The organism is Ruegeria sp. AL12, assembly GCF_056540885.1.
This window is the reverse complement of the sequence record NZ_JBQFXN010000004.1, coordinates 1-13,828: the sequence shown is the minus strand read 5'-3', so window position 1 is coordinate 13,828 and position 13,828 is coordinate 1. Positions and strand designations below refer to the sequence as shown.

Annotated in this window: 12 protein-coding genes and 1 tRNA gene; 3 read left to right on the top strand and 10 right to left on the bottom strand. The window is 52.2% G+C overall.

All coding sequences use genetic code 11. From position 1 onward, the window contains the following. Positions 1-56: 56 nt before the first annotated feature. Positions 57-1,208: a hypothetical protein gene (locus tag ACR0C6_RS12455; protein WP_480619556.1), complete on the bottom strand. Its 1,152-nt coding sequence runs from the start codon at positions 1,206-1,208 to the stop codon at positions 57-59. A 341-nt stretch (positions 1,209-1,549) separates the two neighbouring features. On the opposite strand from ACR0C6_RS12455, the gene ACR0C6_RS12450 reads away from it, so the two are divergent. The 3 genes from ACR0C6_RS12450 to ACR0C6_RS12440 are packed head-to-tail and all read left to right on the top strand — an operon-like array spanning position 1,550 to position 3,970. Then, entirely contained in the window at positions 1,550-1,945 is a 396-nt protein-coding gene (locus ACR0C6_RS12450; RefSeq protein WP_480619554.1) for a PepSY domain-containing protein, read from the top strand. Between the two features lie 37 nt (positions 1,946-1,982). Then, positions 1,983-2,642 (top strand): response regulator transcription factor, encoded by a 660-nt coding sequence (locus ACR0C6_RS12445; protein ID WP_171727303.1) that lies wholly within the window; start codon positions 1,983-1,985, stop codon positions 2,640-2,642. A 50-nt stretch (positions 2,643-2,692) separates the two neighbouring features. Beyond that, complete coding sequence (locus ACR0C6_RS12440) at positions 2,693-3,970, top strand: sensor histidine kinase (RefSeq protein WP_480619552.1); 1,278 nt, start codon at positions 2,693-2,695, stop codon at positions 3,968-3,970. Between the two features lie 480 nt (positions 3,971-4,450). Here ACR0C6_RS12440 and ACR0C6_RS12435 read toward each other — a convergent pair whose 3' ends face one another. From ACR0C6_RS12435 to ACR0C6_RS12395, 9 genes are all read right to left on the bottom strand, one after another. Continuing rightward, entirely contained in the window at positions 4,451-5,086 is a 636-nt protein-coding gene (locus ACR0C6_RS12435) for a hypothetical protein (protein ID WP_480619550.1), read from the bottom strand. A gap of 31 nt (positions 5,087-5,117) precedes the next feature. Further along, the gene (locus ACR0C6_RS12430; protein WP_480619548.1) at positions 5,118-5,576 is read right to left on the bottom strand and encodes a helix-turn-helix domain-containing protein; all 459 of its coding nucleotides are present in this window, start codon (positions 5,574-5,576) and stop codon (positions 5,118-5,120) included. 586 nt (positions 5,577-6,162) lie between these two features. Continuing rightward, positions 6,163-6,372: a MerR family transcriptional regulator gene (locus ACR0C6_RS12425; protein ID WP_170707014.1), complete on the bottom strand. Its 210-nt coding sequence runs from the start codon at positions 6,370-6,372 to the stop codon at positions 6,163-6,165. 124 nt (positions 6,373-6,496) lie between these two features. Beyond that, positions 6,497-7,336, bottom strand: a complete 840-nt coding sequence (locus tag ACR0C6_RS12420; protein ID WP_480619546.1) for a hypothetical protein — start codon at positions 7,334-7,336, stop codon at positions 6,497-6,499. Next, the gene (locus ACR0C6_RS12415; RefSeq protein ID WP_480619544.1) at positions 7,329-8,528 is read right to left on the bottom strand and encodes a tyrosine-type recombinase/integrase; all 1,200 of its coding nucleotides are present in this window, start codon (positions 8,526-8,528) and stop codon (positions 7,329-7,331) included. Before ACR0C6_RS12415 ends, ACR0C6_RS12420 begins: the two co-directional genes overlap by 8 nt. A gap of 147 nt (positions 8,529-8,675) precedes the next feature. Beyond that, positions 8,676-8,765: transfer RNA gene (locus ACR0C6_RS12410), tRNA-Ser, on the bottom strand. A gap of 843 nt (positions 8,766-9,608) precedes the next feature. Beyond that, positions 9,609-11,222, bottom strand: coding sequence for a mechanosensitive ion channel family protein (locus tag ACR0C6_RS12405; RefSeq protein ID WP_480619542.1), 1,614 nt, complete (start codon positions 11,220-11,222; stop codon positions 9,609-9,611). After that, positions 11,219-12,541: a mechanosensitive ion channel family protein gene (locus tag ACR0C6_RS12400; protein WP_480619540.1), complete on the bottom strand. Its 1,323-nt coding sequence runs from the start codon at positions 12,539-12,541 to the stop codon at positions 11,219-11,221. Before ACR0C6_RS12400 ends, ACR0C6_RS12405 begins: the two co-directional genes overlap by 4 nt. A gap of 325 nt (positions 12,542-12,866) precedes the next feature. After that, entirely contained in the window at positions 12,867-13,388 is a 522-nt protein-coding gene (locus ACR0C6_RS12395) for a hypothetical protein (protein WP_174831941.1), read from the bottom strand. Positions 13,389-13,828: the final 440 nt, after the last annotated feature.

The following is a 13,828-nucleotide window of genomic DNA, read 5'->3' as shown; positions in this document are numbered from 1 at the left end:
CTCCAGCTTTCAGTTCGTCCTGAAGTGGAGACTGGCGATTGCCGAGAAGCCTCAGGTCAAAGCCCCAGCAGCGCTTTAACCTGTTCCTCAACTGCATCCGTAACAGGCTTGTTGGCAGCGGCTTCCAGTGCCTCACGTTCGGCCAGATCTTGCTCTTCGACAAGTTCAGTCAGCTCTTCCACCTCTTCAACGGCTTCATTGTATTCAATGGCTGCCTGTCTTTCGTCATTCAGAGTCTGGGCTTCATCAATCGAAGCGTCTAATTCGGCTTGGGCCTCTTCTAGCTGCGCTTCGATATCCGGATCACTACCGCCCGCATCCTCCAAAGCTTGTTCAAGTTCTGCGACCGTATCCTGGTTGGTTTGTACCTCACCTACTGCGACTTCCAAGTCATCCTCGATTTCTTGAACTGTCCGCTCTGGTTCTTCCAGCCCTTCAAGAAACTCCAACTGTTCTTCCAGTTCCTCCCGCAAAGGCTCTCCGGCCAGCACTGTGTCTCGGTACGTGGCAATTCTGCCAACCCGCGAATTGGGTGCTGCATTGGCCAGGGCCGTTGGGCTTGCATTGGCGGCGTTCAGTGCGCCCAACTCAGAGGGATGTGCATCAAGCAGCGCAGCCATACGATTGCCTTTTGCCCGGGCAACTGGGCGCTTGGACTCTTCTAAAATCACATTCTGGCGAACCGTTCTTTGCGCCTTGGTCTTTTGCGTTTGAAGGGTTGTCGTAGAAACCCTTGAGGTGGTTGCTGTATTGCGAGCTTTGCCTTTCCCGTTGAACAGATTTTTCAGAGAAAACCCTCCGCCTTTTTTCGTACCAGACCGAGCAGACTGCGATTTTGTTTTCCCCTGTCCGAATATCCCGGCCTTGGCCCCGCTACGGCTTTTGTCGGCCCCTTTCCCACGGCCACCATTCCCAGCCGAGCTGTTGTCTCCGCGATCTCCCTGGGCGCCGTTGCCATTCCCACCGCCGTTTCCATTGCCACCGCCATTCCCATTGCCGCCGCCGTTGCCATTCCCACCGCCATTACCGTTACCACCGCCGTTGCCGCCGCCATTACCGTTACCACCGCCATTGCCGCCACCATTACCGTTACCCGGCTTGGCATAAGCAAAATCAGGAGCTGCGACGGTGGCTACAATGGCCGTGGACCCCAACAAGGCAATCGCGATCGTCGAAGCTTTAAGCAGTCCGCACTTGGTGGTTTTCATTTTCAATCTCCTCAAAACCTCCAGCAACGGAAATCAGCGCGCTGAGGTTGACCACGGTGTTTCGGCAGTCTGACTCGCAGTCGAATCAAAACCGTTGCCACTGATTTAACTTTAGGTCGCTTGAACGCAGGGCTAACTGCTTGTTCATCATCGGTTCATGTCTGGCCTAGTAGTCTTCGATGAAGGTGTTTGAGGGTGTTATGCAGGCCAAAGCGTTTTTTCTGGTTGCAGCTTTGCTGACTGTCTTGTCTGGTGGGCAAGCGGCGGCAGATGCACGCGAACTCAAACAGTCTGAACTGCGCATGGCGACGTTGTCAGGCAGTGCGATACGGCTGAACCGTGTGATCAAAGGCGTGAAAAAAGCATACGGCGGAACCCCTGTTGATGCGCGCGCATTCAAAACAGACAAGATTTACTATCGTATTCTGGTCAAAAAGCCGGGCGGGAAAATCGTCAGCGTGATCGTGAACGCCGAAACCGGCACAGTCGTCTCGAACCGTTCAAGTACGGGGCGCGAGATTTCTGAAGCCGCACGCAATTCAACCAAATCCAAAAGCAACAACGCTCAGAGTGCCTCTACCACTCGTGGAAACAGTGCAGGCCGAAGCAATGCCGGCGGCAATGGTAACGGCAACGGTGGCGGCAACGGCGGTGGCAACGGTGGCGGCAACGGCGGTGGCAACGGTGGCGGCAACGGCGGTGGCAACGGTGGCGGCAACGGCGGTAGCAAAAAATAATGTGAAGATCACGCTGGTTTAGCTGTAGTCTCTGGATATGCGAATACTCCTTGCCGAAGACGAACCCCAGCTTTGTGAGCAAGTCAAAAAGCTATTGGGTGCGGAAGGTCGCGTGGTCGACGTGGCCAACAATGGTTCAGATGCCCTGCATCTGGGGTCGACTGAACCGTACGACATGATCATCCTCGACATCGGCTTGCCTGAGCGTGACGGCATTTCGGTCCTGCGCGAATGGCGCAGCGCGGGCGTCAAGACACCGGTCTTGATCCTGACGGCCAGAGATGGCTGGAGCGAACGCGTCGACGGCTTGGATGCCGGCGCGGATGACTATATGACCAAGCCGTTCCATATGCCCGAATTGGCGGCACGTGTACGGGCCATCTTGCGACGTCAGAGCGGTCAATTGAACCCCGTGATAGAAATGGGAGATGTCTCTCTGGATACGCGGAACGGGCGGGTTGCCGTTGGGGGCATTCCTGTCGATTTGACCGCGCAGGAGATCGCCGTTCTGACCTATCTGGCGCACAACATCGGTCGCATGGTGTCGCGTACTGAGCTGTCGGAACACATCTACGAATATGACGGCGACAGAGATTCCAACACGATTGCAGTATTTGTGACCCGCCTGCGCAAAAAGCTGGGCTCCGATTTGATTACAACCGTCCGGGGTCGCGGCTATATGATTGATTCCGCCTAATGCTCTCGTTGCGCCAACGGGCCTTACTCGGAGGTATCGCCTCGGGAGCGTTGTCCGTAAGCGTCGGTACGCTGATGGTGTTTTCCTACATCAATACGCGCGTTCTGGAGCAGTTCGACGCAACGCTACAAGACCGGCACACGCAGGTTGTTGTTGGCCTCAGCGCCACCACGGATGACCCTGAAACCCTGCGACAGGTGGTATTCGATCCTGCGTATAGCACGCCATACTCGGGGCGGTATTGGCAAGTAACGGACAGTACCGGCGCCATCTATACGTCTGCTTCACTCTTCGATGAAACGATCGCCGAGCCCCCGCGCGGAAATGACGAAACAATCATTTGGAACACTTCCGGTCCAGATAGCGAAGCCATTCGTAGCGTTTATCAAAAGATCACGTTCGAGGACGGAACGGAGTGGGGCGTAACTGTCGCCGAAAGCAGGAGCGAACTGATCAACGAACGCAGCGCTGCACAAAGATACCTGCTCCCGGTTTTCGGATTGGTTGGTTTGATCGGAGTGGCAAGTTCTCTTTTGCTGATGTCCGCCATTGTTGGCCCGCTCCGGAAGTTGCGCGCCGATGTCGCCCATCGCTGGGATCGAGGCGATGAGCTGACTCCCGAAGACTACCCGGAAGAGGTTTCGCCCTTGGTGGAAGATCTCAACAAACTGCTGCATCGAAACCGCGAGATTGTCTCAGGTTCGCGAAGACAAGCGGCGGATCTGGCGCATGCCCTCAAGACACCGACGGCTATCTTACGAAACGAATTGGCGGAACTGGCAGACGCAGGAGCACATACGGAGCCTGCGGAAGAAGCGCTAACTCGAATTGACGCCCAGCTTAGCCGTTCACTCGCGCGCATGCGTGCATCAAACACCGGAGAGTTAACACATTCCAGGACAGACCTGACGAATTCGGTCGAACGACTGTCCCGGCTGTTCTCGGTCATGGCCGAACGCGAGGGGAAGACGCTCGTTTCGAATTGCGAGGCTGGTCTTCAAGTTCGAATGGACCCCCAGGACATCGAGGAAGTGATTGGAAACCTCCTCGACAACGCCCTCAAGTGGAGCCGGACAACACTCCAAATCACCGCGAGGCGCACTGTTGATGGAATCGAAATTTTTGTTGAAGACAACGGACCCGGAGTACCAGAAGACCAAAGGCTTGAGGTCCTTCGTTCCGGCAATCGGCTGGATACTTCTGTAAGAGGAACTGGTTTGGGCCTGTCTATTTCCGTTGATTTATTGGCCGCCTACGGTGGGAAGCTAGAACTCGGAACGTCCGAAAACCTGGGTGGCTTGGCTTGCGGTGTGAAGATCAGCCCGTGAGAAAAACAAGCTGTTCTATGCCGCTGGTCGCCGCTGCGCGGTTCTTTCCCAATTTGCAAACCGCCGACTGAATGAGCAACAATCACCAATGCGTTAGTTGATGCATGCCCGTTGATGGCTGCTTTGCTCTCAAAGCCTTAGTTTGCTTGAAAGCCCAGTTTGCGATGAAATACTGCAATTCTGTGTCGAGAGGCACTGCGACCCTAGAACTTTAGTAAATTGAGCAATTTCTGCAGGTTTCTCTCCCTTCGTATCAAGTCATTGACTGCTTTGCGTGCCTGCACAGCGCTCCGCGATCTTTCTCCGTGCTTCCAGGACGGATGGCTTGGCCCAGCAGCATGCCCACCTCCGGCACCATGCATTCGGCACACGCTCCAACCTTGAACAGCGGGTGCGCGGCAGCGCATGCCAGTAGACTTTGCCGTTGCTGTGCATCTGGGCGCGTCTCGCAGCCTTTTGGCGGGGTCCATGAGGTTGTCGTCACTTTTTGTCATCCCACCGCCCCTCGTTGTGGACGTTACCAACGATTGCCTGCCCACCTTCTTTAACCTCAACGCGTTCGACGCGCACAGTTTGATCTGCTTTGGATCGATAGCGTTTGAGGGTCTCAACCTGGCTGGTGAAGGTCCGCGCAAGTTTATTGAGTGCCCGTTCCGCTGAATCTTGCTGCGGGAGAGTTTCGACGTGATTGAGCCTGCGCGCCATCATCATCGTGGCCTGATGAATTGCACCCATTTGGATCGCAAGCATGGCTTCAACCTCGTCCTGCGGGTGCACACCTCCGACTACAGAAAGGACAAAGTTCGAAGCTGTTTCTGAAACGGGGCTGCCATGTTTACCCAGAGCGGCCACTTGTTCCAGAACTCCCTCGTAAAACCGATTATCCACTGTCCCCAGTTCATGCATGGCCAGCGCCGTCGCTGCAACAGGCTGCTTGTCCTTGTGCCCTACGTTGAGGGTTTGGCTTTCTTCATTGAAATCTAGTGTCATATCGGGTGGCCTAACATGCGACTGCCTCTTTTCACGAAGGGTTGTTACTGCGGCTGTTTCCGCTTCAGTCAGTTCTTTTTTCTTACGCAGCAATTGGTTTTTGGTGTTTTTGCGTGTCTTGCTCATGTCCGCCTCGCGTAACAGGGAGTGGTTAGTATTAGTGTTCCGTTTCAGAACCGATGGACCGTCGAGAAATCGGCCTGACCGGTTTTGGTTTGGAACCGTGGGAGGTCTTTGGGTTCTCAAACGGAACCACTGAGGATGCTGACGGGTCCGTCTCAGAACCGCGTTTTGTTTTTTCGGGCTGCCAGAATCGCCAATCATTGGTGGCAGCTTTCTTGCCGGAACGGGTTTGTGTAGTCTTGGTCGTTAACCGCCATTCATGCGCTCGCCGGTGATACCAGTTGCCTTCTTGCTCGAGCACAAGAAAGCCTTTGTCCTGCAGATCTTCAAAGGCACGCTGAACCGTGGCCTTGCCCATACCAAGAATCTCCGCCGCCTCGTTCATCGACAGAAACAGCTTGCCATTGTTGCCACCGTTGAAGCGGGTGTGAAGCTCCAGCCAGAGCTTCACTGCAGGTCCGGACAATGCCCGCCACGCCGGAGATTTGATCATGGCGTAGGGCAAATATACGAACTGACCCTCATCCGACCGTTTGCCCTTCGGAAACCGTCGCTTACTCATTGCTACACCTCCGCAGGAAATGCTCGGGCAAAGCATCCAGTTCGGGTATGTCACAACCTATATGCGCCCGGACGAGCCGGGTTACGCCGGATTTGGACACACAATACCCGAGCGTGTCCCAGGCCGCTCCCCCGGCTGGAAATTGGGGTCTCTGGCGCTGAAACAGCCATTGGATACTGTCCCGGCATACGGCGACGCGGTAGATACCATGGCGAAAGATTTCGCCGCTGTAGGTCTCAGCGGTTTCCCGATGATCAGTTCGGGAAAGAGGGCCAGTGTCTGGCCCGCTTGCATAGCTCTGGTTGCGCGGTTTGGAAACGGACACATCAGCCATGATCGATCCGTCCTTTCCGAATATTCACTCGTTCTACAGAGTGGCTCAAAGGCGACCAGTAGTACCGGCGCTCGTTTTGTCTTGTCGGCGCGGGGCATCCTGTGGCATCAACTGAACTTGCTAGGGTGGCAGTTGATGTCACTGGAAAAGCCCCATCTCCGCGCTTGGAGTTGGGGTTTTTCATTATGCAGCCTCGTTGTTGGGATCGGTGCGCCGCGTCGCCAGCCAGGCGTTCAGATCAGCGCCATGATAGGCGATCCGCCGACCGATGCGGATAAAGGCCGGACCACACATGCGGTGGCGCCATTGAGCCAGCTTTTCGCGGTTTCCCAGCAATTGCATTTCAGGGTCTTCTGGGAAGTAGACCCGGTCGTCATTGAAGACGTTTGCCATCGTTGAAATCCTCTTGGATCAGTTGCGATGGTCTTTCGATATCACTAGATGTTTAGTAAATTAAAACGATCTAAATTCCCAAAAATGCTCAACAATTTTGATCACCATTTTGGTAGTAATAGCCTCAGTTTTGACGTGAATTTTGACGCATGGCGCGACGAAGGGTCGATTCCGAATATCGGTTTCCGGTTTTTCCTTCTAGCCCTCGAACGATCTGCTTTATCGTTAAACCTTCAATGCTGTCTCCAAAAACTATCCGCAAGTCACGCAGAGCTTTTTCTATTAAACGTGGACGGCCAGGCCCAACAGGTTTTGACGGGGCGTTACCCTTTAATAAATCTTGGCGCCAATATTCATCCCACGATGACTCTATAAAGCTATCTGGCACGCATAACGCCCAACCTGAAAAGGGTCTAAGAATCTGAGCAACAGTCTTAAAGTCAATAACTTCCATGTAGTTGAGCTCGTCTAAGAGATCGAAAACATGCAAGGATATCGTGTAGGTATTCCGTGTATGAAAAAGCGGCACCGAGATAAACTCGTGCTGTAGACCAAGGTCAAGAGCCGCACTCCAATAGGACTTGGAGCATCGCAAAGCGTCGTCAATGAAATCCTCTTCAGGCAACGAAAATAGTCGTAAAGCTCTACCCAATCCGCCGATGTCCGGGCCTAATAGCTTCGCTCCCTCTTCATGTAGCGCTAAGTCGTGTATTGTTAGATCATCATGACGCAAACATCTAAAATCTATCTTTAGGCACGTTCCGTCCGGTCCACAGATGTGCATATTGTCAGAAATACAGCTAAAGAACTTCACCTCAAGCCAGTCACTGGCCGTAACACTGAGCGCGTAGCCTGGGTCACTGGCAGGGAATTGAAGACCGGTTTCGTAGCATTTGTTGAAACTCGCAGCCGGGATTTCGTCCCACAACCTGCATATTGGCGTAAAGCCAAGAATACTAAACATCGCCACCTCCAATATGTAGAGATTTCGTAACGGTTACACGCGACCAAAGCTCCATTAGTTCACGCCTCTTTTCCAACAAATCCGACCGAGCATAGGCCCGTTCTACATCGGACCCAACCTGATGCGCCAATGCTGCTTCTGCGAGTTCACGTGGCGTGTTCGCAGCCTCTGCCGCCCAGTCCCGAAACGAACTTCGGAAGCCATGCACGGTGACGCCATCCTGTCGCATCCGGCGCAGCAGCATCAGCATGGACATGTTCGACAAGGGCTGGTGCCGCTTTTGGGCCTCGAACACATAGTCAGAGGCCAGCGCGCGCAACGGCTCCAGAATGGTCAGCATTTCGTCGGTGAGAGGGACGCGGTGGACCAGCCCGCCCTTCATGCGCTCCGCTGGTATGGTCCAAAGGCGCGCATCGATATCGACTTCGGGCCATTTCATCTCCAGCACCTCTGAAGTCCGGCAGGCGGTCAAAATGGTGAACTGCAGCGCCTTGGCAGCCATGGCCGATCGGGTCTGCAACTCCGCATAGAACGCGGGCACCTCCTGCCACGGCATCGCGTCATGGTGCTGGACCTTGGCCTTGACGGTGGGCAGCACCTTGCCTTCGCGGATCGCGGTCACCGGGTTCTCTCCCGAGCGGAAGCCCTTGGACTTTGCAACGTCGAGCACTGTCTTGATCCGTTGAGACAGTCGTTTTGCGGTTTCGTGTTTCTCGGTCCAGATTGGCGACAGGCACATCAGCACTTCGGGCTGATCGATGCTGTCCACGGGCATACGGCCGATCTTTGGGAACGCGTAGTCGCGCAAGGTGTTGAGCCATTGCTGTCCATGTTTGGCATTCTTCCATGTAGGCAGGCGATCAATGTGAACCTGGCGGCTGAGTTCTTCAAAGGTCGGGATTTCGCGCTGAGCATTGAAACGCGGGTTCAACCCGGCTTTTGCCATCCGACGATATTCGAGCGCTCTTTCTCGAGCCTGATTCAAAGTGACAACATCAGCGCCGCCCAAACCAAAATCCGTTCTCAACGGTGCGCCCTTGCGGTTCTTCTGCCCTTTAACCGTTACGCGCACGATCCAGCGTCGCGCACCAGAGGGGTCAACAACAAGGTACAGGCCAGAACCGTCGCCATGCCGACCCTGGCCAAGATTCTCTACTAGCTTCTTTGTCAGCTTCCCGCTGAGCGCAGCCATGGAAATACCACACAATATACCACTCAATAGAAAATATTAAGGACAACTGGGTAAAACTCAAGATGATACTACTAGATAGTAAGTGCCTGCTATTTATAGGAATACGGCACGTTAAACACGCCACATCAACTCACTGAAATAGGTAAATGGCGGAGACGAAGGGATTCGAACCCTCGAAACCATTCCTGGTTTACTCCCTTAGCAGGGGAGCGCCTTCGACCACTCGGCCACGTCTCCGCCGTCGGGTATATCCTTGCAAGCAACGGGAATACAAGGCGAAATTTCCATTTTGTGGCTCACTCTGACAAAATTGCTGAACCCGTTGAAATCACGGTAAAAGACGCCAACTTAGATGGATCATAGGCCAGATTTGGAGAATTTTTTCTGAAGCCTTTTTCAATGCGGTGCCACCAAACCTTCAGGTTCGAAGCGACATGGCATATCGATTCCCCGTTCTGTATAGTTGCGCCGATTATGAGATCATTTTCTGAAAGCGATGAAGTTCTCTTGTTACAGTTGATCCCATTGCCACGCCCAACCTCGAAAATGCCCACTTGTTCGCTAAGGGACATTACCCCAACACAAAAAGCCCCGCGAGTTGCGAGGTTAAGTATTTGATATCTGACTGGAATTATTGGTTGCGGGAGCAGGATTTGGCCTTTGCCGAACTATCGTTGTTTTGAGAAAGTTCAAATAATGCCAAGTGTGTGTCAAAGCTTGATCTTAGAAAAACTGGAGGAGAACATCCGAAAGCCACCTTTCGACAGAGCGGTTATGAGGTCATTGAGCCAGATGAAGCCAGGGCGGCTGTGTCCCGCATGGCGTATATTCTCCAGCGACTTGGCTTTCTAACTGCGGCGACAAGGGAATGGGGGCAAAGGTAGCTCGCGCCCGAAGCTGCCGTTGTTCCCACTTCTGCCTTTCGCCTATGTAGTAGACCGCAAGCGGCACATTCCAGACGTTCAGAACCAGGCGGCAAATGGTAGGTGAGCGGACAAAGCGGACAGGATAAATTTATGGCGCTTTTCTTACGACACGAAGCTCAAAGGCCGAAACTGATAGAGAATTGCTGAATGCGGTTTATTCAACATGATGAGCAAGCTTTCCGTCCCATTCTTCTGTCGAAACCTTGGGCTCCGGCGGGTCTGCAATGTAAGACGGTGTCATTATCTGTGTTCCGTTTTCATTAAACACATCGACAATGTTTTCGCGCAAATCGGACAAAATCTTAGGTAGGCTCGATCCGCGCGAAGTGTATGCGTTGATCTCATAATTTATTGCATAGTCTGCTAGCTGCGTCCAAAGGACAAAAGGTTCGGGGCTCTTTCTCAGCCCTTGAGTTCGATGGGCTGCCTCTATCAGCATCGCTTTGATTTTCTTTGGCGGCTCCTCGTATCCAATCCCGACTGTTGTGTGGACCAATAGCCCTCGGCCATCCACTTTGCGCGAATAGTTTACGACCTCGGAGTTGAGCAGCTGCGCATTTGGAATGCTAATCATCTCGTTCTTTATAGATTTAATCAGTGTTTCCATTAACTTGATCTCTGTTACGTCTCCGATCTTGTCGCCAACCTGAATGCGATCACCGACGTTGGTACTGCGTCTGTAGATGACAAACAGGCCGGCCATCATATTTGAAACAACAGTGTTTGAGCCAAGCGAAACCATGATACCCGCCAGAATTGTCAAACCCTGAAAGGCTCGGGAGTCGGAGCCGGGAATATAGGGGTAGGCAAATACAAGCGCGACCACGATGACTAACGCTCTGAACAACATATTGGTGGGAGCGATCCAATGCTCTTCAAAGTCTTTGAGTTCGAAAGCTCCATTCTCAAGGTTTTCAAAGAACAGGTCGAGCCCGCGAATTGCCAACCGTGTCACAGCTGCGATGATTGCGAGCATGATCAAGTTGGGAATATATCCAACAATTGCCAAAACGACAGTCACGAGCGGCTCGCTCACGTACTTCAAGAGGATCTGGGCTATGCCTTGCGTTTCAGCAAATGAGAGCAGCACCAATGAAAGGTAGTAGTAAAAAACGAATAGAAAAAAGACCCACATCAAAATGTGGATTGAATAGACGATAATCGACGCGATTGCCCTACTTCTCAAGATCGACTTCGTGGCTTCCTCAACGCCTTCAGCTCTCTTTTCTAAGTTATTTTTGATATAGTCCAATAGCTTTCGCCGCTTCGCAAAAAACGCATACGAAGCGAGTGCAAAGACTGCCGACCAAGCAAATGCAGCCATCGCACTATCTACTCTGCCCTCATTGGACCGGGCATCTCGGTATTGAAGAATTGCTGTCTCAATCGCTTCAGCCTGAAGCCCAGCCAGGACTTCAATGGCCATTTGTTCGTGCTCAGCATCAGCTTGGGTGGTTATCGTAACCATCTGCCCGTCGACGCGTATCATTTTCCCAAATTCAGCGTCCGAAACCTGAACCTGAACCGAAGTCCTCGTCGAAGCATCGGCGACCTGAGCAATCCGTTCTTCGATCTTTCTCGCTCGTTCGGTAGCGGGCAACGCACTTGATCCGCGAACCAAGAACAACTCTTCGCCATCCACAATCACTGGCGCAATAAATTCGGGATCCTCTCTCCCTTCAGCCGGTGCGAGGATTTCTTCAGACTGAGCAAGCGCAACAGTACAGGCAAATAGAAGCGGCAGGAACCATAACGTTAGAGCCCTCATGATTTTGCTCCTTCTACGGGAATTATGTGCACATCGCGTTGCGGGAACGGTATAGATATTCCTTCTTCATCAAACCGTTCTTTGGCTTGGCCAGTAAGGTCCCAAAAGACAGTCCAATAGTCGTCGGATTTGGACCATGGACGGCAGAAGATGTTGACCGAGTTGTCTCCCAGCTCACCCACGAAGATTTCTGGTTCTGGTGTTTTCAGACAAAGTTGGTGACGCGCAACCAAGCCCTTGAGGACTTCAATGGCTTGGGCAGCGTTGTCCGAATAGGCGATACCAAAGACCAGATCGACCCGACGTTCTTCAGATGCGCTCACATTAGTTATTACGTCCCCCCAAATCTTGCTGTTCGGTACTATGATAATCTGATTGTCGAATGTTCTTATCTTGGTTGAAACCACCGACATCTCATCCACAAACCCAGATGAGCCGCCTACTTGGATATAGTCGCCAGTGTCGAATGGCTTGAGGACCATGATCATCAGACCACTTGCGAGGTTGCCTAACGTTTCCTGCAATGCAAAACCTAGGATGAAAGACAAACCGCCGAGCACAGCAAAAAGCGGTGTAACGTTAACTCCGAACAAAGCTAAAACGACGAGTATGCCAAGGACGAAAACGGCCCAGTATACGGCGGTGGCAATGAAGCGTTTCAGCATTCTGGAGATAGTTGGAATTTTATTCAGACCCCGTTCTGTGACCCGGCGCACCATTCGGGCAATGAACATCATTGCCCAAACTGCCAACAAAACACCCAGACCGGCCATCAGCAGACCGACGCCCCCATCCCATGAAAACATCCACGCCCAAGCGTTTTGAAAAAGTGTTTGAAGATCGGTTGTTTTTAGGGCTCCGGTTTTCAACGCGAGAATATAGTCAGAATGCGGTTCTAGATCTTCCGCCTTCGCGCCTTTCAGGGCCCATGCTTCGAGCACCAGACGATAGTTGTTGAGAGTTTCTGATCCAGAGTCGTTCATGGAGGACAACTGAGACCGCAAGTTGTCTTCCCGAGTTCCGCTCGCCGACCGAAGTTGCAAGTTTACTTGCGCGACTTCTTCGAGCCGAGAGCGCACATAACTCTGCCAAGTACCAGCGACTTGGGAAAGCTCTTCCGCAGTTAGGGGAACAAGTAGGATCTCGAGATCGTCAGCCGCAATCATCTCGTCAACGACTGCATTTATTAGATCGTCATTCTCGACTTCTACCGCCTCTTGGTCCGCCTCAGTTTCTTGCGCGCAGGCTGAAAAAGCATTCAATAGTGCCGTGAACCAAAGGAATGACCAAATCGTCAACGTTCTCAGTGCTCGTCTCATCTATCTGTCCCCTACTTCTTTAACGGTCGAAGAGAGCACACACAGACACACTAAATCCAGACTTATGTTTATGCTTGAATGTTTGATTGCGACCAACAGATACTTTGTCTGGGTCTAACTCTAGATCTGATCACTCACCCGGATCAGCCGGAGTTCCGTGCTCTGCAGAAATCGCGCTCGCCAGTTTAAGTAGGTTAGACGAAAGCTTGAAGCCTAAGGCCAATAGGCAAACACAAACAAAAGAAGGACCCCGCAAGCAGCGGGGTCACGTCACGGTTCGAAATCACGATAACTCAACTAACTCGCGTTCGAGTAAGAGGCGATGTCAGCTAGCAAGTGCAAGATTGCACTTTCGGCCTTCTTCCATTGCCTTCTTTGTACCGGTCAGATCCACAACGAAATTTGCGGATTTCTTTGGAAACGCAATCAAGGTCTGTCCTTCAGCTACGGCAGTCGCCATATTTGCGTCCTTTACAACAATATAACCACCTGAGTAGTCGTCTGCTAGCTTCTTGCTTTTAATACCTTTTGCACGACCTTCATAAACGAAGTCGTCAATTGCTATCTCGATTTTCTGGCGATTTTTGATGTCGATGTCAGCTTGCGTGAATACTCCCAAATAACCGTGTTTTTGGTTTTTGGTGAGACCCATTTGCATTACGTTTCCGCTCTCGAAGACCTTTTCAATAAGGCATGTACCAGAGTCGTTGTCAGCATATACAGTCCAGCCTTCAACCTCACCGTAGATCTCGAAGTTATCACTACTTGCCGGTATCGGATCTTTGGCAGCGGCAACAGTTGCATAAGCGGATATTGCCACGGCGGCAAATATGGCAGCGTATTTCATGTATTCCTCCCTAAAAGATTATGCATCGCGACGCTTCTCGCGATGCAACAAATCCAAATATCGCGATGTGAATCCATTTCAACGTTTACAAGTGTTTTCCGTCAAAATTCCTGCAAAACGCGCTATGGATCTTTGTCTGATCCCACCCTCTTTTTGTGGCATAGATGCTGGTTAGTGAATGCCTATCGCCTGAAGACCTCGATAGCTTTTCATCCAAACAGTAAAGCTCTTCTAGTTATTCTGATCCAAACTCGTGATCTTTTCGTAGGCATCATACCCCTAACTGCTACCCACGGTCGTATTCCATCCCTCTACGGCCGTGGGTTATTAATAAGGTCCATGATGCGTTTTAGGGTCAGGACTCATAGCCAGTATATGACGAGCGCTGCGAGTGCGACGGCGGACAAGAAGACCTTGGGGCACCTGTCGTAGCGGGTTGC